Source organism: Pseudohongiella sp. SYSU M77423, from assembly GCF_029911965.1.
Lineage (GTDB): Bacteria > Pseudomonadota > Gammaproteobacteria > Pseudomonadales > Pseudohongiellaceae > Pseudohongiella.
The window spans coordinates 640,456-664,662 of record NZ_JARYTH010000001.1 but is presented as its reverse complement, the minus strand read 5'-3'; the positions used below and the strand labels follow the sequence as shown (position 1 = coordinate 664,662).

Here is a 24,207-nt window from a genome sequence, read left to right as displayed (position 1 = left end):
TAATGCGGCCTTCGTCTGCAAAGTCGATTAAGGCCATCAGGGTGCATTGGCGGTAAGGTTGCATTTGCAAGAGGCAGTAAACAGGTGAGAGCGTTAGGTTATATCTGGGGAATCGGCGGCATCGTGCTGCTGCTGTCATTTGCGATTGTCCGCCTGGGCGGTGTTGCGCTTGAGCTTGATCCGGGTGCCTTGCAGCCGCAGCACTGGGCAGTCATGCTGGCCTGGCTGATCTACATGATCTGGGCAGAGGGCTACAAAGGATTTCACAAGGCTTTTGCGCCTCGTGTAGTAGTACGCGCCAACTATCTGGCTGATAACCCCCGTATCTCGCATCTGCTGCTGGCACCGTTATTCTGCATGGGCTATATCCATGCCACAGCGCGCCGACGCCTGCTGTCAGTGGGACTGACCACCATGATAATCAGTTTCGTTCTGCTGGTTCGCCTGCTGCCACAGCCCTGGCGTGGTATCGTTGACGTCGGCGTGGTGGCAGGCCTGGTTGTGGGTGTGCTGTCGATTTTCTATTACGTTCTGCAACTGAGACAGAGTGGCGCGGCCAGTCTGCCGGTGGCTACCGATGTCCCCATCCAGGCCTGATCAGAACGCCCAACGTCTGACACCATCGCAGTGCTGCGCGATTATTGTCACCTGGCAACCTCAGATAACCGACCTTGTTGCCCTGCTGGAATCGCTGAGTGCCCAGGGCTGTGCCAGCATAGTCATTGATAACGGTTCAGCCAATGCCGAGGCCCTGACCCAGGCGCTGCATCCAATGCGGGATGACGTCACCCTGCTGTCCTGGTCTGAAAACCGGGGCCTTGCCGCCGGCATGAACGCTGGCATATTGCAGGCCCGCGCGCAGGGCTATCGATTCGTATTTTTGTTTGATCAGGACAGCTGCATCGGCGGCCGATTTTGTCAGTCTATGCTGGCGGCCTGGGGACAGGCCGTCAAACTGGGGCATCCGGTAGCAGCCATCGGACCACGTCTCCAGGACCCTCAAAGTGGTCGCAAAACGCCGTTTAAGTGCTTCCGCCTGTTGGCGCGCAACGATATACCCGCAGCGCCCGGGCTGTTCGCAACTGATTTCCTGATTTCTTCAGGTACGCTTCTGCCATTGTCTGAACTGTCACGCATAGGCCTGATGAAGGAAAGTTACTTCATAGACAATATTGATCTGGAGTGGTGTTTCAGGGCGCGCTCGCTGGGATACGCCCTCTACGGAACTGATCGGACCGTGCTGTTTCACCGGATCGGTGAGGACAGTCAAAATCCGCTGGTCGCGGCAGGAATCATGGTGTCACACAGTCCGCTGCGCAGCTATTACTCCACGCGCAATCGCCTGCATCTGCGCCGCCAGTCGTACGCCCCGAGAGACTGGAAGGTGCGCGACCTGATCAGGTTTGCCATCAAAACAAGCTGGCTGCTGATATTCAATCGCCGACGGCGCGAATATCTGCAACAGATCCGCCGCGGCATCAAGGATGCGGGAGATTTGCGTGACTGACACTCAGGCGGCCACTCAACTACCGCTCATCGTTATTGTGCTCCCGGTATACAACGGTGCCCGCTGGCTGGGTGAACAGCTTGATTCCATCATCGCACAGACCCACGGCCGCTGGCTGTTGCTGCTGCGTGATGACGGCTCAACGGATAATTCCAATGATCTTATTGCACAGTATGCCCTGGTGGACAGTGAACGCATAAAAGTGACTCAAGATGATCGTGGTAATCTCGGCGCTGCGGCATCGTTTTCACTGTTAATGGAGAAGGCACTGACAATTGTCGAGTCAACGCCGGAACCGGTTTACGTGGCGCTGGCAGATCAGGATGATGTCTGGGCGCCGGAAAAGCTTGCCGTGTGTCTGCAGCGCATGCAGACGGAGGAGCAACTGGCCGCCGCGACCAATGCAGAACGAGAAACGCCCGTGTTGATTCACAGTGATCTGCGAGTTGTCGACAGCGCTGGCCAGGTGCTGGCCGAGTCACTGTTGAACTACCAGGGGCTGGATGCAGATCGGCACGACTTTTCCGCACAATTGCTGAGCAATACTGTCACTGGTTGCACAGCCTTGCTGAATAGAGCCCTTTTGCGCCAGGCCCTTCCTGTGCCGACCGGGGCGATGATGCACGATTGGTGGCTGTCCCTGGTAGCCAGCAGGTTTGGTCGTCTGCGCTGCGTTGATCGGGTGCTGGTTGATTACCGGCAGCACGGTGCCAATACAATTGGCGCCAGGCAGCACACTCCAGGCAGTCTCAGCTGGAAGACATTTCTCAAGCTGTTCCAGTTGCGCAAATCAGCTCAGGCGCAGGCCCTTTTCGAAGGCAGCGCAGCACAGGCACTGGCCTTTGAGCAGCGGTTTGCAGATCAACTGAATGAGGCAGACAGGACCTTTTTGAAACAGGTACAGCGAATGCCCGATCTTGGTCTCTGGCGGCAGCGCTTGATGTTTCGTCAGTTGCGCCGCTGATTCACCCCAGCTTTCGGCGCAGCCAATTGCGCAGTCTGTTCACATTCTTTTGCAGTGCTGGCGTATCTTCGGCGCTCTGCTGGCTTACTGGCGGGCGCATTACCCATTCACCAGGCTTGATCCATTCCGGATTGCGAAATGCCAGTTTGCCTGGCTTGCTGTGCATCGGCGTATAGTATTTGCAGTTGTCGAAGAAATAGTGCGTTACCTGAGAGTGTCGGGTGCGCCGATGATCGTTCTGTTTGGAGCCACCATGCAGAAGATTGGCGTGCCAGATCAATGCATGCCCTTTGGGCATATAGCCGTATGCTGGCTCAACACCCAGCGACTCCAGATGTTTGGCGATAAAAGCCTCGTACTGCGGGTAGTTGTGATAACCAGGCTCCAGACCGGCATCTTCCATGGTAATTTCTGACAGCTTGTGAGTGCCGGGATAATACTTCAGAGGCCCGTTGTCCTCGTCTATATCTTCCAGGGCGACCCACACGCCCGCCATGTAGCCGGACGGCAGGCTGTTGAAATGAATGGTATCAGAATGGGTTGCCTGCTGAGTGCCAACCGGAAAGTTCAGAGTCTGGAACGGTAGTGGTTTTCTACCAAAAAGCTGTTCCAGGGCGCTGAGCACATTGGCGTTGGTCGCAAGCTCGTGGGATGGCTTCACGAACTTCCAGGCATCCTGTATGCGGGCACCAAAAGCCGGAGCCTGCAGGTGTTCAGGGTTATAGTATGGATGCAGTGTCTCGATCAGTTCATCAATCTGCTGTTGCGTAAAACCAAAATCAACGATGACATAACCATCATCATTGAATTTCTGAATCTGCTCTTGTGTCAGATACCCGGCCTGTTCTGAGACGGACGACATAAGCCTAACCTCTTATCATTATTGTGTTGTCAATTCAGCGCGTCTGCGAATGTCCCTGCAGTCGCCTTTCGATATTCTGTAGTCGCTGCTGCATGCGTTTGCCGATTGCAATGGCAGAGAATTCGCTGATGATTGTCTGTCTGGCCCTGGCCCCCAATGCGGCTACCCGCGCAGGGTTCTGTGCCAGGTCGCGCATCTCGTCTGCAGCATGGCTGATGTCAGGCTCAGCCCAATGCTGGTGCGCTTCGTAGGGGCCGTAATCCTTGCCGAGTGTTTTCAGTTCGTAGCGAATGGCCACGCAATTGTCATTGCGCATGTATTCGGTATTGCCAGACCAGCCTGTCAGCAGAGCTACCTTGCCCATGAACATGGCTTCAGCGGGTCCCAGCCCAAAACCTTCGGCGTGATGCAGTGAGACATAACAATCACTGCAGTTGATCAGCGAATCAATCTGCGCACGATCGAGATGTGTGTCGATAAGAATAATATTCTGATAGACAGCGATACACTCTTTCAACACTTTGATGCTCGCCGCATCGGCATTGTTTATCTTTATTACCAACTGTACCGCCATGTCATCAGCTGCGAATGCCTGCTGAAATGCGCGTATCGAACCGAAGGGATTTTTTCGTTTGGCAATACTGTGTGTATCAAACATGCTGATAAACACAAACGCGTCTTCTTTGATGCCAAACCACTCGCGCTGATACTGACAGGCCCCTTTCATGTCTACGTCGATCACGTGCGGTATAGTGACAACTGGCACAGGTGATTTGACTGCGACTGCCTGATTGACATAACTGGAGGGGACCCAGACCTCATCGACTATCTCGAAACTGGGCAACCACCGGTCAGGAAACTCTGGCATTTCCCATGCCCAGAAACCGATGTTGTAGCGGCCAGCGCTGCTTGTACTCTTGAGATCACCCATGACGGTTGGCAGATGGTCGGCATTAATGTGCCAGAGATTGATTGCAAACCTGCTGCGTTCGATCTCCAGTTTTTGCCAGCGCAGGTTGTCCATGCGCGATGGATTTCCGCGCTCGTAGTTGATAATGCCAAACGGTATGCCAGATGCATGCAAAGCCGATGCGTTGCCCCGGGAGGCTTCTCCGACGCCCATGCTTGCACGAATGTAGGCGATCAGGTTGACACCAAAATCTGGCTCACTGCGGGTGCTGGATTGCCTGCTGAGCAGGCTGCTCTGATGTTCAGTCAAACTGCCCAGTGTGCAGTCTTCACGGGTCAACGACAACGCAGGATTGTAGTAAGGGTCACCGCCTTTAAAGCGATGTCCCCAACGTTCCCACATGGTGCGTTCATCCTGCCCGATGGGGTTGGTTTTGCGGCTGACACTTTCGTGATGAATCAGTTCGCTGTGTGGTGTCCAGACATTGCGCTTGCCAGCTTCCAGGCAGCGCAGACACAGATCAATATCGTTTCCAACAATTGCCAGATTTTCATCGAACTGTCCCAGTGACATGAACAGTTCGCGTCGAATCATCAGGCATGCGCCGGTGTTTGCAGATACCTCGCGCACGCACTGATCCAGGTGCTGGTATATGCCCTGACCTGGCAGCTGTTTGTGAAACAGGTGGCGTGCGCCGCCACCGTGATCGACCAGAAACACGCCAGCGTGCTGCAGAGTTCCGTTTGGGTAGAGCAGGCGTGCGCCAACCGTGCCGACATCAGACCTGATGGCGTGTCGTACAAGTTGTGTCAGCCATTGCGGGTGCATGACTTCAATGTCGTCGTTCAGGAATAGCAGTATTTCACCCGAGCTATTGGCAACGCCGATATTGTTCAGTCGCGACCAATTAAAAGGCTCATTGCACTCAATCACCCTGGCGCCCTGGTCATGGGCAAACTGGATACCTTCCCGGTGTTCGCCGCGACCGTTATCGAGGATGATGATCTCGAAATCCGGATAGTCCGTGCTTGCAAGCGTTTCGAGGCAGGGTCGCAGATAGGTCAACTTGCCTGTGGTGGGAATGATGATCGAAACGCGTGGAAAATTGACTGGCAGTGGGGCGTACGTCTGGGCGGAGTCTACGGCCGGTAGAGTTTCCTTTGCTGGCTCACTCCATAACACTTCAGCTACGCGTACAGTGTTGGTCAGCGTTAATTCCGGCGCTACTTCCAATAGAAGCTGGTGGCGCCAGTCTGCTGCGTTCAGGTCTTCTGCTGCCTTGGTGCTCAGCGCCTGCTGTGCCAACCGGCTGTCGATGGCGTAAGTCGCACCGATATAGTCCTGGCTGCGCAACAGATCAGGTGCCCATGACCATGTAAACCATGGATTCTGTCGGTAATCGCCAACGAGTTCGTCATGATCTGTGTAAAGCAGCCTGGTATCAGGAAGCGCCCGGGTAGAAATTCGCGCGACGTAATCCTGGTTGAGCAAGGTACCTGGTTTCAGCAGAACCACCATGGCCGGACAGCTTTCAAGTGCAGCCAGCAGCGTGGGGTGAGTTTCTGTATTTTTTTCAGCAATGTTCGCCAGTATGTCCACTGACGCTGGTTCGCCCACAATATGAAGGTGCCAGCGGGCGTCTGACTGCTGTTTAAGTGACAGGAGTGTTGCCAGTGACTCGCTGGACGGGTGGTTGTCAATTTCGCTGGCCAACATCACAAAGCATGTGGTGCCAGCTAACCCTCTATCAGGGTGGTCTGCCTCTGACTGCTGTTCGCTGGCGTTTGCAGAATGAGCCTGCAACCAGCGCATGTACAGGTGTTGAGGGTTCTGCACAACAAACTGCTGCTGCAGCTGTCGCGTGTTACCAGCCTTGTCCACGATGCTGACAATCAATTCATGGGGGCCTGGTGACAGATTGGCAATAGGTACTAATGTGGCGAATCCTGTGCGTTGGGCCTCTTCAGCGCTTTCATGCGGGCTTAATGCTGGTGATTCCAATTGCTGCCCGTCGACCAGAACATCAACAGACTGCAGGCCGTCTGGTGACCATGCCCACGCCTGCATGGTCAAATCCGAGCTGTATACCCGACGCTCCAAAGCCGGTTGCAGTATGCCAGCTGCAATGGGGCCCTGATATTCAGTCTGCGCGCCGTCGCCCGATTGCTGGGGATGCGATTGACTGTCCGCTGACAGAAGACCTGATGATGAACCGGTTTTGCTTGTGGGCCTTAACTGGCTGTTAAGGCGATTTACGAATGGCTCAATCACACGATTGAGACGATTGCGCACATAGCGGTAGGGGCCGGTCACGCGCCAGGAAAATGAATTGAGTATTTCGCGCACACCCTGGTCCAGTTGTTCATGAGCCAGGTTCAGTTCAATGTGGGCTGATTGCAGCATGGCATACTGCTGCTCTGAGTCATTAAGGCGAGTCTGTGTCTGCTGCAGGCGAGCTTCAGTCTCGGCAAGCTCTTCGCTGAGCGCATGAGTTTTACTCTGCAGCGAGTCGATCTGTCGCTCATGAACGGACTGGATGTTGTGTGCGGCCTTCAGCTCGGTGTGCAATTGCTGGACGGTCACAGACTGATCCAGCAAACCCATGACTGCGTTGATTTCGGCACCTGACCAGCGCAGCCGCCACTTATCCAGCACCTGCGCGCGCGCATCGGCCATCGGATGCCCCGCCTGGTAGCGGGCGTTGTGCTGTTCCAGCATGGTCTGCGAATCACCGCCCTCGCGGTAAAACGCCCCAACATGCTCGGTCAGGCAGAAATCCGTGTGTTCGGCACATTGCAGCCAGAAATCCCAGTCTTCATAGACTGCCAGGCTGGTATCAAAGTACACGCCATGCTCCAGCAATCGGCGATTAAACATTGCGGCATGAATCGGGATGAAGTTGTCGCGGCGCAGCACAGTCCGATCAAAACCCACCGCAATCACGTCGTCACTCAGCTTACCATCCGCGCTGGCCTTACGGGTGGCGCTGTAGACGACCTGGCACTCGGGATGCTTTGCAGCCGCTGTGAGCAGCTTTTCTATATGAGAGTCCGCGATCCAGTCATCATCATCGAGAAACAGCAGGTAGTCACCGGTTGCATGATCAAGTCCGGCATTGGCGGCTTCGGGCCGATCAAGTGGCTTGCCGAGATTGACCAGCTTGAGTGTGACATGGTCTTTCAGCGGTACGGGGCAGGTGAGGCCGTGACCAGAGGCATCAATGAGTACCAGCTCCAACGCCTGCCAGCTTTGTCGATTGACGGATTCGAGCGCCTCTGTCAAAGAGCTGCGTCCCACAGTGCGGCATAAGATGGAAACGAGCGGGGGTCGGGCTTTTGCGTTGGTGTCGGTCATTCGGAGGGCGGCTTGCCTGTGAGTGGTCAAGGAACGAATTGTACCGGCTTACAAGGCGCCGCGTGAAGCCAAAAACCCCCTCTGAGGGAAAAATTCCCATAAAAAACACCCCCGGCAGGGCCGGGGGTCAACAACAGCCGGCTGTGGGGGGAAGCCCGGTACGTGGCTTCACCTGCAGGGGCTCCGGCTGTGAGCTTCGGAGGTCTCCTGCAGTTATAACGTGTGTTAACGGTGATTATTCCCGTCAATTACAAAGCTGGCGCACCGAGGTGTCTGAGCGTGACTACTTGCGGGGCGTAGTTCGCTGCAACCGGTCGATCAGGGATGCCAGTACCTCGCGAATGAAGTCCAGGAACAACGTGTCCAGCTCATCGCTGAAATAGTCCTGGGCGTGATTGCCGATCACCAGCACAGCCAGCAGGCTGTTGTGGTGGATAACCGGGCACAACGCCACAGAGCGGATCGTCGCGCTGGCTTCAGGGAATAAAAACTGACTTCCGGACTTGTCTATGACCTGAGTGATGACACTGCGGCTGCGCATTGCAGCCGGGAACCGGTTCTGTAAATCGGCAGCTGCCTGTCTTTCGTCCAGCACGATTAACCGACAGGCATCAATGCCTGGCTGAGTCATCAGATTGGATTCAGTGACATGTGTCAACTGCGAAAGGGTATCTTCTTCAAGCAGGCTCAGGATGAGGTGACGAGTGACACTGAACAGCTGGTCATTGTAGCGGGCGTTTTCCAGCAGCGAGTTCAGCGTATGCCGCGATTCGATGCTGCGCTCACGAAGTATCTTTACCTGTCGTTCGAGCAGAGAGATTGCTTTGCCACTCTCGTGCGGTACTGTCATCTCTGCCAGCAGGCTGTCCCGGTCAGTAAAAAAATCAGGATTCTCGCGCAGGTAGCTGGCGACATCATCCGCAGAGATTGCCAGATTATTTTTTTTCTTGGCCTGAACGCTATCAACCGTCATGAGCAAGTTCCTGTCATTGCCTGTCTTTGATTTCTATTTATCGCCGGGTGATGCTGGCGCCAAAGGTGTTTCGATTGAGATGCTGCCTTCGTAAACAGTTTCGGCTGGCCCAGTCATCAACACTGAACTGTCGCCACCCTGCCATTCGATTGTCAACTCACCTCCGGTCAGCAGGGCTTTTGTACTATGGTCCAGCAATCCGGCCTGAATGCCACAAACGACGGCGGCGCATGCGCCCGTGCCACACGCTTCTGTTTCGCCCGCACCTCGTTCAAAAACACGTAAGCGGATGGTGTTGCGGTCGATGATCTGCATGAATCCCACATTCACCCCCTGGGGGAAGGCAGGGTGTGAGCACAGGGTTTTACCCAGCGTGCCAACAGGTGCCTGTTCGCAGTTGTCGGTCAGCAGTACGATATGTGGATTGCCCATAGAGACCGCGAAGAAACGGGCCGATACGGTTGCCTCTCCGGAAACGGGCGTCACATCAAGAGAATACTCGTCTGCCTGTTCTGCCGTAAACGGCAGCGCTGCCGGGTCAAAATCCGGTCGTCCCATGTCCACCTGTACCAGGTCACCGTCTTTGAGGTGCAGTTCCAGCAGCCGGTTTTCGGTTTGCACGCGCACCGGCGCCCTGGCAATGAGACCGCGGTCAAGGACATAGCGGGCAAAACATCGCGCGCCGTTGCCACAATGTTCGACTTCGCTGCCATCCGAGTTGAAGATGCGGTATGTGAAGTCCGCGTCCGGACGCTTTGGTGCGTCGATCACCAAAAGCTGATCGAAGCCGATACCGCGATGGCGATCGCCCAGCCGCCGAATCTGCTCCGTATCCAGCGAAACAGGATTGGAGATCATGTCGAGCACAACAAAGTCGTTACCGAGGCCGTGCATTTTAGTGAACGGCAGACGGTTGGCATGGCCCGTGTCGGGCTGCCTTCGTCGTTGTCCGGCAGCATCACGATTGCGTGGTGAGCGGCGGCGGTTTTTTTTCGGTTGACGGGTGCTCATTGCTTATTCCGGCAATAGACTTTCCAGCTTCAACTGGTCTTCAAGAGTTTCGCGTTGACGGACCAGGTGAACCTGGCTGCCATCGACCATTACTTCCGGCGCTCGATTCCGCGTGTTGTAATTGGAGCTCATCACAAATCCATAAGCGCCTGCCGAGCGCACGGCCAGCAGGTCACCAGCGGCGATATTGAGCTCCCTGTTTTTGCCAAGAAAATCGCCAGATTCACAAACAGGACCGACCACGTCATAAATATGTTGCTCACGCGCATCGTGTGGTCGTCGGTCGACGCTGACAATGTCTTGCCAGGCCCCATAAAGTGAGGGCCGCAACAGGTCGTTCATGGCGCCATCGATGATCGCAAAATGCTTGTGATCTGTGTGTTTCAGGAACTCGACCCGCGTCAGCATGATCCCGGCATTGGCTGCTATGGAACGACCTGGTTCCATGATCAGTGTCAGTTTGCGGCCTTGCAGTTTTTCCCTGACAGCAGCAATCAGTGCGCCTGGCGCGGGTGGTTGTTCGTTGTTGTATGTGACACCCAGACCACCGCCAATGTCGATGTGCTCTAGATGAATCTCATGCTCCGCCAGCTGGTCAACCAGCATCAGCACGCGGTCCAGCGCATCCAGAAATGGCGCAATCGAAGTCAATTGTGAGCCAATGTGGCAGTCCACACCTGTGATTTGCAGATGTGGCAGGCTGGCGGCCAGTTGATAGACTTTCAGGGCGCGGGCGATATCGATGCCGAACTTGTTTTCCTTCATCCCTGTGGATATGTAGGGATGAGTGCCTGCGTCCACATCAGGATTGACGCGCAATGAGATGCGGGCTTCAAGGCCAAGTTGCCCTGCGACGCAATTGATGCGCTCCAGCTCCGGCTCTGACTCGACATTGAAACACAATATCCCGGCCTGTAATGCCAGTTTGATTTCGCTCTCAGTTTTGCCCAGTCCCGAGAAAATGACTTTGGCAGGATCGCCGCCAGCCTTCAGGACGCGGTTCAGTTCGCCGCCTGACACAATGTCAAAACCTGCACCGCGACGCGCCAGAACATTTAGTACGGCGAGATTGGAGTTCGCCTTCACAGCATAACAGGTGAGGTGATCCACGCCGGACAGAGCGTCCTCGTAGGCTTGCAGATTCTGCTCAAGGGCTGCGCGGGAGTATACGTAGCAAGGTGTCCCGAATTGTTCAGCAATAGTGGTCAGTGGCAAGTTTTCAGCATAAAGCTGATCGTTCTGGTAATGAAATGCTGTCATGAGATCCTGATTCGGTAATCGCTGACAAAGCGCCGTATTCGGCCACCTGTTGAGTTTCGGGACGTTGCAGCGGGCCTTTCTGGCCGCAGGCACTCAGTCCCAGCAGGCAAAACACGACTGTGATCAGAAGCATTGGCACGCGCGTTCGCATGTTCAAATGACCCGGTTGAAGCTCTGTAAGCTGTAAATTTTGAACGCGATTATACAGAGGAATGCTCTGGGCAGCTAATTTCTGTACATGTCAGCTTTTGTGCTGACAGTATCGGTATTTCTCTGGCTCACCTACCCATTTGGGTAGTCGTGTTGCTATCCCATATGTGCCAAAGTCCTGAATCTACAAATTTCCTCACAACAACGGTATGCTAGACAGGATGTAGATATGGCGGCGGCTACAGCAGCAACGACGGATGGGAGAGCGCGGGTGCGCATATTGCTGATCGACGATCATGACCTGTTTCGCGAGGGACTGAAGTACCTGTTGCCCGTGCTCGACAGCAAGGTTCAATATTTTGAGGCGGGTACGCTCGATGATGCCCTGCAGCTGAAATGCGAGGAAGGGTTTGATCTGATCCTGCTGGACTATTACATGCCTGGGGTTAATGGCATGGATGCACTGGAGAAGTGTCGTCAGACGTTTGAAAGTGCCACCCTTGTTGTAGTTTCCGGAGAGGAAGATCCGCGCATCATCCGCCAGTCAATAGAGCAGGGTGCCTCAGGGTATATACCCAAGTCATCGTCACGTGACGATCTGGTCGAAGCGCTGCGACTGGTGCTGGCCGGCGGGACCTACCTGCCCAGCCATGCCTATCGGCCTGTCAGTCCGGCAATCAGTTTTGCAGTGCAGCAGTCCGACGCGGGCAATGAGATCATGATCACCAAGCTCTCGCGCCGCCAGTTCGAAGTATTGATGAAGGCCGTGCAGGGAAAGTCGAACAAGACCATTGCCCGCGAACTGGATATCTCTGACCATACCGTCAAGGCCCACTTATCGGTTGCGTTTCGCACCCTGGGTGTCCAGAACCGCACAGAGGCCGTGTATGCGGCTGCCAAACTGGGTATCCAGCCCGGGCAGTCAATCCGCTACGAGGAGGTTGCTCAGCAGTGACGAACTGGCTTTCCGAGCCTGTCGAGACACTGCTTCTGAATAACGATTACCCCTTCGAAGACCCTGAGGCGCAGTCCCGATTCCGGCTACAAACTGATGTTCTGGTCATTGGTTCTGGCTATGGCGCGGCGATGGCAGCGCTGGCCCTGCTTGAGCCAGACAGACAGGGCAGGCGGATCTCGCAAAAGCTCTGGGTGTTTGAACGCGGCAACGAATACGTGCCGGATGACTTCCCGAAAACCATGGCCGATCTTCCCGGATTGATTGGCACTGACAGGATCAACCCTGCCGGGCTGTGGGATGTACGCGCAGGTGATGGTGTCGTGACCATTACTGGTCGTGGTATTGGCGGCACCTCACTCGTCAATGCCAATGTGGCTGCCCGGCCTGCTCCGGATGTTGTCGATCGCTGGCCGTCCAAACTCAACAGTACGCCATGGTCACAACGCCTGGCTACTCACTATCCCAAGCTTGAGAAATTGCTGGGTGTGTCGGTGCAGCCAGATGTGGACCATTCGGTATCCTTTCGAGCTTTGCGTGGCAGCGCCGATCGGCTGGGCAGCGTGGCCGCTGCCGCACCCGTGACAATCAACTTCAGCGGACCCACTGAACACAGCGCCGATCATGAGCCATGCAATCTGTGTGGCAACTGTGTCATGGGTTGCCATTCAGGTGCCAAGGGCTCACTGAATATGAATGCCTGGCCGCTGGCGAAGCAGCTGGGCGCTGCGCTGTACAGTGGTGTAACCGTAAGCAGTATTCAGCGCAGCGAAAACGGCCGATGGCTGGTTCAATGCCATGTCAGTGCTCGAGATGAGCTTGCGCTTGTAGTTGATGTCGGGCATGTCATTGTTGCTGCAGGTACGCTGGGCAGCACCGAGATCCTGAGTCGCTCGCGTGATAAGCACGGGCTGGCACTGTCGTCACAGCTTGGTAAACGGTTCTCGACTAACGGTGATGCGCTGGTGTTTGCGGCCGGACAAAATGCCGTTGTCAGCCAGGATGCATCGATTCCTGGAGAGCAGCCGCCTGCCTCCCAGCCAGGACCCACCATCAGCGGCATGGCCATGATTGATCTCGCCGACCCCCAGGGCAGTGCCAGCGCAGTGACCCTGGAAGACGCTGTCATACCCTATGCGTTGCGCGAGGTCTGGCAGGAAATGCTGGTAAGCCAACTGTTGCTACGCAGGTTTGCGGATGGTGCAGTAAGTGCCTGGCATCACAATAATCAGGAGCATGACCCACTGGCCCGGTCAAAAGCCCTGGGAGAGCACAGTCAGGCGCTGTTGATCATGGGGCTGGACGAGAGCAATGGCGAACTGGCCTGGGAAGGTAAGCAGTTGCGACCAGTGTGGCGTCGCGATGGCAGTTCAGATTACTTCAAGCGACTGGATGAACGCTTCAGGTCAGACGAAAAAACAGTCTTCGATGGAGGACTGTTTGCGCAGAACATGGTTTCACAACCTTTGCCGCCCGGATTTGAGGGTGTTGTTGAGGGTGCCGACGAACTGGCCGGGCAATTGCTGTCTGTGCATCCCCTGGGTGGATGTGCAATGGCCGAATCCGCCGAGACAGGTGTTGTTAATGAGCTCGGTCAGGTGTTCTGCGGCGAAAGCGGTGAGGATGTTTACGAACACCTGTACGTTCTTGATGGGGCGATCATTCCGGATGCCATTGGAACCAATCCCCTGCTGACAATCGCAGCTGTCAGTTACGAGCTGGCCGGTCAGCTGCGAAGCATGCTGCCTGGTGATTCGGTTAGTGAAGCCGGCGAGTCATTTCCACCACTTCAGGAGACACATCGCAAGATACCGCCGGGTGCACTCAAACATATACCTGTCCCCTCTGAGCTAAGTGTCGAAGCGGATTTCAGTGAGCGCATGGTATTGCACCTGTCGGACAGCAAGCGCTCCATGTTTCCCTGGAGTCGTCCGGTGTCTGTCGGAGTCGATCAACTGAATCGGCTGTTCTCCGGGCGCCTTTCAGGCATTGACCGGCTTCCTGAGACAACCCGCGCCATGGCGCTGGATGTGGTATTCAGTTTTTCGGGTGAGCAGTCACTTGATAAATGGCTTGAGAGTCCGCGCCATCCATTGCCGGCAGCTGCCGTTCTGTCGATGGATACGGTAGGAGGCATTCTGACAACGGCTGACGCTCACCTGACTCAGGTTCTTGAGCTGAAAGGCGAGGTCAGGCTGGGTGCATTTCAGTCGGTTGGGCGCGTGAGGCAAGCGCTGCGCACGGTGTCAGCGATACTGCGATATCTGCGCTACCGGGGAATGGATTTGTGGGTGCGATTACCAAAAGGGCTGGCTCGCTGGCTGTTGCCTGCTCGCACCTGGCAGCTTCGATACGGTGAGAGTGCCCAGTCCGTGCGCAAGGAAGCATCGATATTAAAGGAGATTCGCACGTTCTGGCGTATTGGCAGTCTTCAGGCGGAAAGGCGATACCTGGAATATGAGTTCAAATCCGCGAACGGTGTTGTTATTTCAGGGCACAAGACGCTGGCATACGGGCTGGGGCTCCCTGACCTGCTGAAAGGACTGCTGGTGTTACCGGTCACAATTTCGGCAGGCTCCCGTAGTTTGAAGGCCGCACTGGAGCTGGATGTGCAACGCATTACCAATGGCCCTTCTGTCATGCAGGTAACCAGGTCACCCAATTTGCCGACATCGGTGCTGGCCATGGGCGGTTTTGCGATGTACTTCCTGCGCATGATCATGTCTACGCATTTCTGGTCTTTCGGGGCACCTTCTTACGAGCATTTCGCTGTGCGCCGACAACTGGAGACATCTGAGCGACAGGGACGATTCTACGAGCCACCTGAAGTTATCTATTATGGGAGAGGCGGTGCCGGGCGGAGCACTCCGCGAGAAAAGTATGAGAGGGCCGGGTTTCGCAATGGCAAACCCTCGCCGGTATCCCGCCTGGTACGTTACCAGCCTGGTTCTGCTGACACGGCAGGTCGGCGCAGCATTCTGCTGGTTCATGGCCTGGCTCACAGCAGCCGGGTATTCTGGACTGATACCATCGCCTGCAATTTTGTTCAGTACTTTCTCGATAACAATTACGATGTATGGATTCTCGACCACCGCGTCAGCGCCAACTATGTGCGTGAGGTCGATCCGGCGCATACCTGGGATGATATCGCCCGCAATGACATTCCATGGGCAGTAACAACTGTATTCAATCAGATAAACCGACTCTCAGTACCTGGCCAGGAACGTGGTGTCCACATTTTTTCACATTGCATTGGCGCCGGAGCGGTCGCCATGGCAGTGCTTGGCGGACATCTGAATCACGAGTACCGAAGTGCCAGTGGGGACCTGGTCAAACGCAGCATGGTAGCGTCACTTGTGCCACATGCTGTCACGCCCTGGCTCACGACATCAGGTGAGAATCGCACCCGCGCCAATCTATGGAGCCTGGTGAAAGAGTTTGACCCGATTCGCATCATCGAGCCCTTGCCGATGCGCAATCCGGGTCCGCTGGAGATGATTTACGATCGACTGGCCGCTCTCGCCGTGACTGCTGATGAGCGCCGACAGTGGTCGTCCTGGCGGGAGTATCGAGACTGGCGAGGGCCTGGCTTCGCCCGTACGATCTACACGCGCTACACCATTTTCTGGGGTCGACAGTGGCACAACGCGAACATCACCAAAGATACCCGTTACGAATTTGCCGGCATGATCGGTCCTGTGCCGATTGGTGTGATTCAGCAGGTTTACTTCTCGCTGACACGCGGATTGCTGGCGGACAACGACGGTGGCAATAGCTACGTGAAAACTGAAAACTTTGCCAGGCACTGGACCTTTCCTACTCTGTTCCTGCACGGCAACCGCAATACCGTATTTGACATGGAGTCGTCGAGGCATTCTGCAGACCAGTTGACCCGGCTGAGAATGCAGGGCAGCACCGGGCAATGGCCGGCAGGTCAATTGCGGCCGACGGATTACGCGCGACAAAAGGTGTGGATAGAGATGCTGGATGACTATGGTCACATGGACATGATATTCAGCAAAAGCGCCGCCCGTGATGTTTATCCCAGACTGCACGAGTTCTTCGTGAGCGCAGACAGGGATAACATGGAGGAGCACTATGCAAACCGCTGCCAGTCCGAGGCTTCGCTGAAGGATTTTCAAAGACGCTGTGCGAGCAACAGTCATCCATTGCCTCCCGCCACGCTGTTGACGGGGCCCATCATTTCATCGCCGCGCAAGCGCAATGGCAGCGAGTGGCAGGTGACAATCTGGGGGGAGGCACAGGACTATACTGCGCAGTCACCCAGCGCCATGTCCGTTGTTCACGATCAGGTAGTGACTCAGTCACATCAACATCTGGATCACGAATTCTGGCGCAACAAGGTGGTTGTCAGTCAAGACCTGAAGTCGCCAATGCATCTGCGCCTGGATTATGACGGCGTTGCCAATGACAATCATGATGTGCACCGCAGGACCGCCTTGCATTGGCAGCAGTTACCCTGGTTCAGGCGCCTGCAGGAATCCTCCGGACCGGATCCGCGACCTCTGACTCTGCTGCTGGGGTCCTGTCTGTATCCTGGCATGCCTTTCGATCGGGATCTTGCCATGTCGATATTCTCCGGCATGGCGAAACACATTCCTGACCAGACCATGCGTGGCGCAGATTCAGTGCTGCTGCTGGGGGATCAGATATACGCAGATGCCACCGCCAACCTGTTCGATCCCAAAGTACCCTACGAGCGTTTCCGAAACCCTTATCGAACAGCGTTCGGACACCGGTTTACCCGGCAGCTGTTCAGCCAGATTCCAGTGTACTTTGCAGTCGATGATCACGAGTTTCGCGATAACTGGCGTGGTGACAGCGCTGAAGCTGAAATCAATTTCCAGTATTCGCGGGAAATGGCCTCACGGTTCCAGATGCACAGCGACTCGGCCTGGCAACAGACGACACCAAAGCTCTGGCATCAGTTTGAGTGCCAGGAGTATCCCTTTTTTGTATTCGATACCCGCTTTCAGCGACGCCTGATTGCTAATGGCGAAACAGCGCTTCTGGATCAGGAGCAGGCGACCGCTTTCGGGCGCTGGCTGGATGACAACAGGGATGCGCCGGTGTTGTTTCTGGTAAGTGGGTCGCCACTTGCGCCACTGAGCAAGGATATTGCAGGTCATCCAGCACGCGCCAGCACGGATGACAGTCTGCTCGCATATCCTCGATTCCTGGAACAGCTGCTTGGCTTGTTGTCCACAGTGCCTGCTGAGACCCCGGTTGTCTGGCTGACAGGCGATCCGCATTTCTCCTGCTTTGCTGATGTCAATCTGTGCGCTGGTTCACAAAATCGATCAGTGGTACAGCTGTGCTGCTCTGGATTGTATGCGCCGATGCCTTTTGCCAATGCTAATATTCACAACTACGACTGGGATCAGACCGTGAGTGTCACATTGCGTCATCACGGTGTTGAGCCCGTCACCATCAGTGCACGGCAATATCTGCTGAGTCACAGCCTGCAGCATTTCATACGACTTGATCTGCAGCCCCAGAATTCAGGGTTCCGTTTGCGCATGCAGGCATTCGACGCTCAGGGTCGGCCCTGCGGCCCGGCATGGAGGACAGGAGGCAGTATTGCGGAGGTCGAACCATGAGGTTGTTTGACTACATTGCAGGCTTCTCACGTTATGACCAGGAGCTGGATCCGCGGCTGTTGAGCCTGACATTGGAGTCGCAGCGAGTTCGCGTCCACCAGTCACACAAGGCCTTATGGCTGGTGCTGGGTGCAGGGCTTGTTTATCTCTATGGTCTCTGGGACGAGGTGCCGCCAGCGTTGCTCAGTGCCTGGATAGGGCTGATCATACTGTTCGCTGTGATAAGAGTCTTTGTCTGTCGGCGCGTGGAAAGCAAGCTGCCCAATGCAAGCGTACCGACTCTCTATTACAACGAAGCCATGCTTTACGTGACCTCTGTCGCCAGCACACTGGCGGTGGGGTCCGGGTTCTGGTGGGTTGGTCTGTCCGGACCTGATCGTGCTGATTTTGCTGTGATCATGTTGAGTCTGATATACGCGATTGGTACCACCATTAATTCTTCGATTCATATCCGTGGTTTCTCATGGATGCTGATTGCCAACCTCGGGCAGGCGTTAATATTCCTGTTGTTTTTTACTGAACCTGTTGCTCTGGAGAGTGCCGCCGCCATGCTGGCCATTCTCATTCTGCTGATTGAGTTTGGCAGGCGAAATGCTGATGTCTTTGCAGAGTCCATTCGAATCAGGGACGAAAACCGGGAACAGAATGCGAAGCTGGAAAAAGATAAAATCATCATTGAAAAGGCGCTCAACCTGGCTCGCAAGGCCAATGAAGAAAAAAACCGCTTTATGGCTGCGGCCAGTCACGACCTGCGCCAGCCATTGCACGCCATGACCCTGTTTCTGGGGAGTCTGCGGCATATCAGCACCGACGAGCGCATGATCGAGCTGGTCGACAAAATAGACGAGACCAGCACCCTGCTTCACGAGCAGTTCAACAGCCTGCTGGATCTGTCAAAGTTCGACGCCGGTGTTGTTGCGGCAGATCTTTCTGATTTCAGGCTGGATGTATTATTGAAGAATATTGTGGACGCGGCCAGGCATGAAGCGCAGCCCAAAAATCTTGCCATCCATCTTTATGCGACGCCGGTGACAGTTCGCTCAGACATGCTGTTGATGGAACGCCTGCTTCGCAATCTGGTGATGAATGCTGTCCGCTATACAGATCGCGGTTCGGTGAGTATTCAGACACGACGTCTGCGGCAGGGCCTGAGTGTTTCAATCATTGATACTGGACTTGGCATCGCGCCGGAGGATCAGGAAAAAATCTTTCAGGACTATTATCAGGTCAGCAACAAGGCACGGACCAAGGGCAAAGGCTCAGGTCTGGGGTTGGCAATCGTCAAACGAATTGGCGCCTTGCTGGATCTGAAAATAAGCCTGAAATCCGAAGTCGGTGTCGGCAGTCATTTCACAGTTTTGATCCCGGCCCGTTCGGTGCAGGAAACTGAGGAGCCGGAGGTCGCAGCCAAGCTCGATGTACTTGACGATTCGCGGCTGCGTGACAAAGACATACTGATTATTGATGACGATGCCTCAATCCTTGATGCGATGGCCGTGTTGTTGCAGACCTGGGGTTGCCACACGATTCGTGCGTCGTCACCCGATCAGGTTGATCGCCTGATGAGTCACGGCGACCCTTTTGATCTGGTCCTGCTGGATGACATGCTGGACGACCGTCTGTCGGGGCTCGATATCGCCAATAAACTGGCAGCCATCATGCCGCGACGGCGCATTATCATGGCGACCGGTAATGCCAACAGTGCGCGTATCACCGAGATTCGCAATGCCGGGTTCAAGGTGTTGATCAAACCGGTTGAGTACACCGTCCTGCTGAAAAACCTGCTGGAGGCCCTGGAAGACTGACCAGGGGCCCAAATCTAACCCATATGGCTAATATCGCACCGCCGTCCCGCTGTGCCACACTGGGCACGCTGACGACAACAATGGACGTTGTGGGAGGGGATGGACCCTCTCCTGGCAGCAGGGTGTGCTGCCAGCAGCACTCAGCGCTGTTGAAGCAGGATGCGATAATTGGCAGCTGCTGCCCGCACCTGATCGGGTGCTGTGCCACCAATATGATCACGCGCCTGAACGGAACCTTCCAGAGTCAGAACCGCAAACACGTCATCTTCAATTTTGTCTGAAAAAGCTTTCAGTTCATCAAGGCTGAGTTCGCTCAGATCTTTCTTGTGCTCAATGCCATAGGCAACCGACTTCCCGACCACTTCGTGAGCATCTCGAAACGCCATGCCTTTTTTCACAAGGTAGTCAGCAAGATCGGTTGCTGTTGCGTAGCCTTTTTTGGCTGACTGGTACATATTGTCGCGCTTGGCTTCGATCGCCGGTACCATGTCGGCATAAGCCTTAACGCAGTCACGCAGTGTGTCCAGCAGGTCAAACAGGGGTTCTTTGTCTTCCTGATTGTCTTTGTTGTAGGCCAGTGGCTGCGATTTCATCAGTGTCAGCAACGAGATCAGGTGGCCATTGACACGACCTGTCTTGCCTCGTACCAGCTCGGGCACGTCCGGATTTTTCTTTTGCGGCATGATCGATGATCCGGTGCAGAACCTGTCAGGCAGATCGATGAAATCGAACTGCGCTGATGTCCACAGCACCAGCTCCTCAGAGAACCGTGACAGATGGGTCATCAGGAGGCTGCCGCAGGCGGCCAGCTCGATGGCAAAATCGCGGTCGCTGACCGAATCCAGTGAGTTGCGGGTGGGTGCGTCAAAACCCAGCAACTCTGCTGTGTAGTGGCGATCAATCGGGAAACTGGTGCCGGCCAGCGCCGCTGCGCCCAACGGTGAGACGTTCAATCGTCGTCGGCAGTCCATCAGACGACTGTAGTCTCGGTCGAGCATCTCGTTCCAGGCCAGCAGGTGGTGACCCAGAGTGATAGGCTGCGCCGTCTGCAGGTGCGTGAAACCAGGCATGATGGTATCGGCTTCTTTTTCTGCGAGGTCAACCAGGGCATATTGCAGGCGAATCAGGTCCGAGGCCAGAGCGTCAATTTCGTCCCGTACATAGAGGCGAATATCAGTCGCCACCTGGTCATTGCGCGAACGACCTGTGTGCAGTTTCTTGCCGACGGGGCCAATGCGCTGAGTCAGTGCAGACTCAATGTTCATGTGCACATCTTCAAGCTCAACTGACCAGGTGAACTCGCCATTGCGGATGTCGGTACGAATCGCTTCCAGGCCGCTCTCGATTGCCTGCTGTTCTTCGTCTGTCAGGATGCCGGCTTTGGCGAGCATGCGTGCATGAGCTATCGAGCCATTGATGTCCTGATTGTACATACGCTGATCGAAGCTGACTGAGGCTGTAAAGCGTTGTACAAAGGCGTCAGTCGGTTCAGAGAAGCGGCCACCCCATAATGTATGGGTGTCTGCACCGGCGGTTTTGTCTTTCTGGCTCATGAGTATCACCTGCAAGGAAATCAGGGGCGCGATTATAGCATGGCCGCTTTGCGGGGCGCATTTGTGCTGCAATTGCCGTAGAATGGCGCCATTACATTGTCTTTAAACAGTTAGCGGATATCTTATGAATTCAAAAGTCATTCGCATTGCTACGCGCCGCAGCCCGCTGGCGTTATGGCAGGCGGAATTCGTGCGCGACGAGCTGATGGCGCGCAATCCGGATTTGCAGGTGGAACTGGTCGGCATCGCCACGCGCGGTGACAAAATACTGGACACCCCCCTGGCGAAAATCGGCGGCAAAGCCCTGTTTGTGAAGGAACTGGAAGTCGCCATGCTGGAGGGCGAGGCTGACATCGCCGTCCATTCCATGAAAGATGTGCCGATGGAGTTTCCTGAAGGCCTGTTTCTGCCAGTTATTTGTGAGCGTGAAGACCCGCGCGATGCTTTTGTCTCCAATCACTACCCGGACGTTCTGTCGCTGCCACCGGGTGCGCGCGTTGGTACTGCCAGCCTGCGCCGTCAGTGCCAGCTGAAGTCTCTGCGCCCGGATCTGCAAATAGGCACTCTGCGAGGTAATGTACAAACCCGCCTTGGCAAGCTGGATGCTGGTGAATTCGATGCCATTGTGCTGGCCGCCGCAGGATTACTGAGGCTGGAGCTTCACGAGCGCATAGCACAGTTCATCCCCACGGATTTGTCTTTGCCAGCAGGCGGGCAGGGTGCTGTTGGCATCGAGTGCCGCAGTGACGATCAACGCGTCATCGACATGCTTATGCCTTTGCATCATCTTGACACAGCTGATCGCGTCATTTGCGAGCGCGCCCTGAACCGCCGCTTACAGGGTGGCTGCCAGGTACCAATCGCCTGCTACGCCGAACTGAACAATGACGATCTGCACCTCCGCGGTCTGGTGGGCGAACCTGATGGCAGTATTGTGTTGCGAACCGAGCAGCGCGGCCACCGACGTGATGCAGAAGCCATGGGAATAGAAGCTGCCGAACACCTGTTGGCTCAGGGGGCTGACAAAATACTGGCAGAACTGTACGCTAATTCCTGAGGTCACGCTGACCGGTTTGACTGATTGTGCTGCGGCTAAACTACTAAGCGGCCTATTGGACTGAATATGAGTGCACAGTATGATCTGTCTGGCTTGAATGTATTGCTGACACGGCCTGCCGGTCAGTCCGACAGTCTGAGCGATACCATCAAATACTGCGGTGGCAGTGTCTGTGAATTGCCATTGATCGAAATTGAGCCAGTCACTGACCCGGATGCCTGCGAACGGATCAAGTCGCGTATTCTGAACCTTGATCAGTATGTCGCAGCGATTTTTATCAGTACCAATGCTGCCAGACTGGGCATGAGCTGGATAGACCGTTACTGGCCGCAGTTGCCCACCGGTCTGTCCGCTTACGCTGTGGGGCCTGGCACGGCGGCAGTACTGGGCGAGTTTGACTGGCCTGTGTACTGTTCCGATCAGGGTGTGACAAGCGAGCATTTATTGGCATTGCCAGGCCTCAGGAATGTCGCCGGGCAGCGCGTCGCCCTGTTTCGCGGCGTTGGTGGCCGCGAGCTGATTGCCGAGACGCTGCGCGAGCGCGGTGCCCAGGTCGATTACATAGAGCTCTACCGCCGCAGGACGCCTGATTATAACGCCGATATAGTGGCTGAGATGGTACGTGACAGAAAGGTGAATGCGCTGGTGGTTACCAGTGCGCAGATACTGGATGTGTTGCTGCACTTTGTGCATAACGATCCGGCTGTGGTTGGGTCTGTCCCGGTCATCGTGCCGTCCGCACGGGTCAGGGATCGGGCGCTGCAGGCGGGGTTCAGCAGTGTGATCAATGCAGGTGGCGCCAGTGACGCGGTCATTCTGGAAAGTTTAGGCGATATCGCCAACGCAGTGAGGTGAGCAATTGATGTCTTCAGATAACGACAAGTCGGCCGCAGACAATGCAGAGACCTCTGACATCATGCCGCAGGAAGAATACGTTCACGATCCGAAACCAGCTGGTGGGTCGCAAAAACAGCAGGCTGAATCGGTAAAGAAGGACACAGGACCCTCAGGTCCTGATGCCGGGCAGGAAAAATCCTCGTCTGCGCGGCAACATACCCCCCAGTTTCTGGATGAAATCGATCGCAGGCGCGGACGCGGCGGTTCGGGTCGCCGTCAGTCGCGCTGGCCGGTATTTCTGTTATTTCTTCTGCTCTGCGGTGTGTCGGCGGCTGGTGCCTGGTTTGGCTATCAGCAGTGGATGACTCAGCAGTCTCAGGCGCAGACCATAGCGCAGCTTAGAGACGAGCTTTCACAAAATGCCAGTCAGCTGGAACAGCAGATGTCGGCAGCACGCGATGAGTTAATGGCCGGTGTCGAAAGCGAACTGGCAGGTCTTGCGGCGCGAGAGTCAGAGCTGCAGGAAGTCCTGGCTGAGGTTGAAGCAGCTGGCACGCGCGACGATCAACGTTTTGCTCGTCTGCAGCAGCAGGTCGGGCGTGATATGCAGGATGTGTCAGATCTGGTGTCGGCGCTGCAGACACAAATGGCAACAATGCAACAACGCGATGCCCGCTGGCTGAATGCCGAGGCGGCCTATCTGATGCGACTGGCACAGCGGAAGCTGACACTGGAGGCGGACATCAGCTCTACCGTCATGCTGCTCAACTCAATTGATTCACTGCTCTCGCAGCAGGACAGTCTGCTGGCGAACACTGCACGCCAGAATATCCAGCAGGACATAGAGCGACTGGAATCCCTGCGGCTGCCAAACCGTGTGGCACTGGCCGAGCAGTTATCTGCATTGAGCGATCAGCTGCGAGTGGTTTCGTTTGCCTCGTCGCGTCAGGACGCCTATGTCGAGTCTCTGCAGGATCGCTGGCAGCAGGGAGCTGGTATTGGTGAAGGGCAGGAAGCAACCTGGTGGCAGGCGACGCTGGATCTGCTGCGAACGGTGTTTGTATGGCGAGAAGTTGACCGTTCAGAGCCAGCATTTCTGCAGCCTGATCAGGAACAGCTGCTGAAACAACAGATGCTGTTGCAGATAGAACAGGCCCGGCTCGCGGTCGTGCAGGCCGATCAGGCCATGTTCCAACTGGCGCTGGAGCAGCTGGCAAGCATCATCAATGAATATATGAATGATGAGAGTGGACAGACACGCAGCCTGTTGTCAGAGATTCAGCGTCTGCACGATGTAAGGATTACCGCCGAGCTGCCGTCGCTGGACGGCTCTGCCGATCTGATCAGGCAGCTGGGTGCCAGTGCCTCAGGACGGGTGGAATAAGGCC

At 55.5% G+C, this 24,207-nt stretch carries 16 protein-coding genes and 1 pseudogene; 10 read left to right on the top strand and 7 right to left on the bottom strand.

Going from position 1 to position 24,207, the window contains the following annotated elements:
- The first annotated feature begins 84 nt into the window (after positions 1–84).
- From QGM61_RS02860 to QGM61_RS02850, 3 genes are read left to right on the top strand one after another with little or no spacing between them, the layout of a single operon-like run.
- Positions 85–597, top strand: coding sequence for a hypothetical protein (locus QGM61_RS02860; protein WP_237132909.1), 513 nt, complete (start codon positions 85–87; stop codon positions 595–597).
- On the top strand, positions 578–1,507 hold the full coding sequence (locus QGM61_RS02855) for a glycosyltransferase family 2 protein (RefSeq protein WP_281131831.1): 930 nt from the start codon (positions 578–580) through the stop codon (positions 1,505–1,507). The genes QGM61_RS02860 and QGM61_RS02855 overlap by 20 nt, the downstream gene beginning before the upstream one ends.
- Positions 1,500–2,471, top strand: a complete 972-nt coding sequence (locus tag QGM61_RS02850; RefSeq protein ID WP_281131830.1) for a glycosyltransferase family 2 protein — start codon at positions 1,500–1,502, stop codon at positions 2,469–2,471. The genes QGM61_RS02855 and QGM61_RS02850 overlap by 8 nt, the downstream gene beginning before the upstream one ends.
- Position 2,472: 1 nt before the next feature.
- Here QGM61_RS02850 and QGM61_RS02845 read toward each other — a convergent pair whose 3' ends face one another.
- The 6 genes from QGM61_RS02845 to lptM all read right to left on the bottom strand — a co-directional run bounded on the left by QGM61_RS02845 (position 2,473) and on the right by lptM (position 10,992).
- Positions 2,473–3,333 (bottom strand): phytanoyl-CoA dioxygenase family protein, encoded by an 861-nt coding sequence (locus QGM61_RS02845; RefSeq protein ID WP_281131828.1) that lies wholly within the window; start codon positions 3,331–3,333, stop codon positions 2,473–2,475.
- A 34-nt stretch (positions 3,334–3,367) separates the two neighbouring features.
- Positions 3,368–7,597, bottom strand: a complete 4,230-nt coding sequence (locus tag QGM61_RS02840; protein WP_281131827.1) for a glycosyltransferase — start codon at positions 7,595–7,597, stop codon at positions 3,368–3,370.
- Positions 7,598–7,880: 283 nt separating this feature from the next.
- Positions 7,881–8,570: a DUF484 family protein gene (locus QGM61_RS02835; RefSeq protein ID WP_281131826.1), complete on the bottom strand. Its 690-nt coding sequence runs from the start codon at positions 8,568–8,570 to the stop codon at positions 7,881–7,883.
- A gap of 33 nt (positions 8,571–8,603) precedes the next feature.
- Positions 8,604–9,464: a diaminopimelate epimerase gene (gene dapF, locus QGM61_RS02830; protein WP_317622133.1), complete on the bottom strand. Its 861-nt coding sequence runs from the start codon at positions 9,462–9,464 to the stop codon at positions 8,604–8,606.
- Positions 9,465–9,584: 120 nt separating this feature from the next.
- Positions 9,585–10,841, bottom strand: a complete 1,257-nt coding sequence (gene lysA, locus QGM61_RS02825) for a diaminopimelate decarboxylase (RefSeq protein WP_281131824.1) — start codon at positions 10,839–10,841, stop codon at positions 9,585–9,587.
- Positions 10,801–10,992, bottom strand: a complete 192-nt coding sequence (gene lptM, locus QGM61_RS15315) for an LPS translocon maturation chaperone LptM (RefSeq protein WP_411268747.1) — start codon at positions 10,990–10,992, stop codon at positions 10,801–10,803. The genes lysA and lptM overlap by 41 nt, the downstream gene beginning before the upstream one ends.
- A gap of 228 nt (positions 10,993–11,220) precedes the next feature.
- On the opposite strand from lptM, the gene QGM61_RS02815 reads away from it, so the two are divergent.
- From QGM61_RS02815 to QGM61_RS15310, 4 genes and pseudogenes are all read left to right on the top strand, one after another.
- Positions 11,221–11,946, top strand: a complete 726-nt coding sequence (locus QGM61_RS02815; RefSeq protein ID WP_237132916.1) for a response regulator — start codon at positions 11,221–11,223, stop codon at positions 11,944–11,946.
- Positions 11,943–17,567, top strand: a complete 5,625-nt coding sequence (locus QGM61_RS02810) for a GMC family oxidoreductase N-terminal domain-containing protein (protein WP_281131821.1) — start codon at positions 11,943–11,945, stop codon at positions 17,565–17,567. The genes QGM61_RS02815 and QGM61_RS02810 overlap by 4 nt, the downstream gene beginning before the upstream one ends.
- Positions 17,528–18,928: pseudogene (locus tag QGM61_RS02805) on the top strand (sensor histidine kinase); the annotation flags it as partial. The gene QGM61_RS02810 and the pseudogene QGM61_RS02805, both read left to right, overlap by 40 nt.
- A gap of 15 nt (positions 18,929–18,943) precedes the next feature.
- Complete coding sequence (locus QGM61_RS15310) at positions 18,944–19,372, top strand: response regulator (protein WP_411268752.1); 429 nt, start codon at positions 18,944–18,946, stop codon at positions 19,370–19,372.
- A 140-nt stretch (positions 19,373–19,512) separates the two neighbouring features.
- Here the strand turns inward: QGM61_RS15310 and argH are convergent, their stop codons facing one another.
- Positions 19,513–20,925, bottom strand: a complete 1,413-nt coding sequence (gene argH / locus QGM61_RS02800) for an argininosuccinate lyase (RefSeq protein ID WP_237132919.1) — start codon at positions 20,923–20,925, stop codon at positions 19,513–19,515.
- Between the two features lie 124 nt (positions 20,926–21,049).
- Between argH and hemC the strand changes: the two genes are divergently transcribed.
- The 3 genes from hemC (at position 21,050) to QGM61_RS02785 (ending at position 24,203) form a co-directional block, all read left to right on the top strand.
- Positions 21,050–21,982, top strand: a complete 933-nt coding sequence (gene hemC, locus QGM61_RS02795; RefSeq protein WP_237132920.1) for a hydroxymethylbilane synthase — start codon at positions 21,050–21,052, stop codon at positions 21,980–21,982.
- Between the two features lie 66 nt (positions 21,983–22,048).
- Positions 22,049–22,837 carry a uroporphyrinogen-III synthase gene (locus QGM61_RS02790; RefSeq protein WP_281131819.1) on the top strand — a complete coding sequence of 263 codons (789 nt, stop codon included), beginning with the start codon at positions 22,049–22,051 and terminating at the stop codon, positions 22,835–22,837.
- Positions 22,838–22,844: 7 nt separating this feature from the next.
- A complete protein-coding gene (locus tag QGM61_RS02785) occupies positions 22,845–24,203 on the top strand; it encodes a uroporphyrinogen-III C-methyltransferase (protein WP_281131818.1) in 1,359 nt (452 codons plus the stop codon).
- Positions 24,204–24,207: the final 4 nt, after the last annotated feature.

Bases quoted from the DNA above. Each gene is read 5' to 3' on its own strand.
- QGM61_RS02855 (WP_281131831.1), top strand. From the start codon at position 578: ATGTCCCCATCCAGGCCTGATCAGAACGCCCAACGTCTGACACCATCG.
- QGM61_RS02845 (WP_281131828.1), bottom strand. From the start codon at position 3,333: ATGTCGTCCGTCTCAGAACAGGCCGGGTATCTGACACAAGAGCAGATT.
- QGM61_RS02840 (WP_281131827.1), bottom strand. From the start codon at position 7,597: ATGACCGACACCAACGCAAAAGCCCGACCCCCGCTCGTTTCCATCTTA.
- QGM61_RS02835 (WP_281131826.1), bottom strand. From the start codon at position 8,570: ATGACGGTTGATAGCGTTCAGGCCAAGAAAAAAAATAATCTGGCAATC.
- dapF (WP_317622133.1), bottom strand. From the start codon at position 9,464: ATGCACGGCCTCGGTAACGACTTTGTTGTGCTCGACATGATCTCCAAT.
- lysA (WP_281131824.1), bottom strand. From the start codon at position 10,841: ATGACAGCATTTCATTACCAGAACGATCAGCTTTATGCTGAAAACTTG.
- lptM (WP_411268747.1), bottom strand. From the start codon at position 10,992: ATGCGAACGCGCGTGCCAATGCTTCTGATCACAGTCGTGTTTTGCCTG.
- QGM61_RS02815 (WP_237132916.1), top strand. From the start codon at position 11,221: ATGGCGGCGGCTACAGCAGCAACGACGGATGGGAGAGCGCGGGTGCGC.
- argH (WP_237132919.1), bottom strand. From the start codon at position 20,925: ATGAGCCAGAAAGACAAAACCGCCGGTGCAGACACCCATACATTATGG.
- hemC (WP_237132920.1), top strand. From the start codon at position 21,050: ATGAATTCAAAAGTCATTCGCATTGCTACGCGCCGCAGCCCGCTGGCG.
- QGM61_RS02790 (WP_281131819.1), top strand. From the start codon at position 22,049: ATGAGTGCACAGTATGATCTGTCTGGCTTGAATGTATTGCTGACACGG.
- QGM61_RS02785 (WP_281131818.1), top strand. From the start codon at position 22,845: ATGTCTTCAGATAACGACAAGTCGGCCGCAGACAATGCAGAGACCTCT.